This window comes from Mesorhizobium sp. M7A.F.Ca.US.002.01.1.1 (assembly GCF_004022955.1).
Taxonomy (GTDB): domain Bacteria; phylum Pseudomonadota; class Alphaproteobacteria; order Rhizobiales; family Rhizobiaceae; genus Mesorhizobium; species Mesorhizobium ciceri.
The window spans coordinates 1-1,236 of the sequence record NZ_RZQE01000878.1 but is presented as its reverse complement, the minus strand read 5'-3'; the positions used below and the strand labels follow the sequence as shown (position 1 = coordinate 1,236).

The window sequence follows — 1,236 nt, the reverse complement described above, 5'->3', positions numbered from 1 at the left end:
TTCCAGCATCGAAGAGACCGCCTTCGCCGCTCAGCGCGGCGATCTGACGCCCGACGGATTGGATGCCGCGCTGGGGGCCCTGCCCGTGCCGACTGTCGAGCCGGGCGACGAGGCCATCAGCGGCATGGTGATTTGGACCACCCGTTCGGATATTTTCGACATCGACCCGCAATCGCCGCAGGCGACGCTGGAACAGATCTTTGCCGCCAGTTGGGAGACTAGCTGATGCAGATCTGGAACCAGACCGGCTTTGCGCATGAATTCACCATGGGCATGGACAAGGAAGCTCGTGAGTACATCGTCGTTGTCGTCAAGGGTACTTACGATTTCCCTACGGAGCCGGGCGGGCCTGTGCGCAAGTCGACCGAGCAGGTGCCGCTGGTCATGGCCGACACCCAGACCGGTGTGCCCGGCTATTCGGCGACGCTGTGGGAAACAGACTTCGCCTTCCGCAAGCCGCGCTGCGATGTGATCGCCAATGGCTTTGCCTACGCACCGGGTGGGCGTCCCGCCGAGCGCGTACCGGTCGGCATCAAGGTGGGCAATTGGTCGAAACTCTTCGAGGTCGTCGGTCACCGCGAATGGCGCTCCATCGGCCCGCTCTTTGCCGCCACGTCGCCGCAACCCTTCCTCAAACTGCCGATCTCCTATGACGTCGCCTGGGGCGGCGTCGACAAGCTGGACCCCGAGGACCCCGCCAGCTACAAATACAACCCGGTCGGAACCGGCTGGTCGCGGACCAGAAACCAACGGCTCATTCCCGGCTTGCGACTGCCGAATACGCAAGCTGTCGGCGAGGATATCCGCACGCCGTTCGGCGACTACAAGCCGATGAGTTTCGGGCCAATGGGCCGTGGCTGGCCGGGACGCATCGAATACGGCGGCACTTACGACCAGAATTGGATCGACAATATTTTTCCGTTCCTGCCGCCCGATTTCGACGAGCGCTATTTCCAGATGGCGCCGCCGGACCAGCAGACCGACCACCCAAGGGGCGGAGAGGACGTGCAGTTGATAAACCTGACGCCGGCCGGCCGCGAGAGCTTCCGATTACCGCCGGCGGCGCTGCCGGTGACCTTTTTCAAGGGCCAGAAAAAAGCGTTCGAGGGCCAGCTTCTGCCCGACACTGTACTGTTCGATCCCGAGAACCGCCGCTTCTCGTTGCTCTGGCGCGTGTCGCAACGCATCCACCGAACCATCCTTGATTTCACCGAGTGCTGGGTCGGCCCGCCGACG

The 1,236-nt window shown here is 63.1% G+C and carries 1 protein-coding gene and 1 pseudogene; both read left to right on the top strand.

The window, feature by feature from the left end:
* Positions 1-226, top strand: a pseudogene (locus tag EN932_RS36360) (type VI secretion system-associated protein TagF); the annotation flags it as partial.
* Positions 226-1,236 (top strand): DUF2169 domain-containing protein (locus EN932_RS36355; protein WP_128369538.1); only part of this gene is annotated, 1,011 nt, incomplete at its 3' end. The pseudogene EN932_RS36360 and the gene EN932_RS36355, both read left to right, overlap by 1 nt.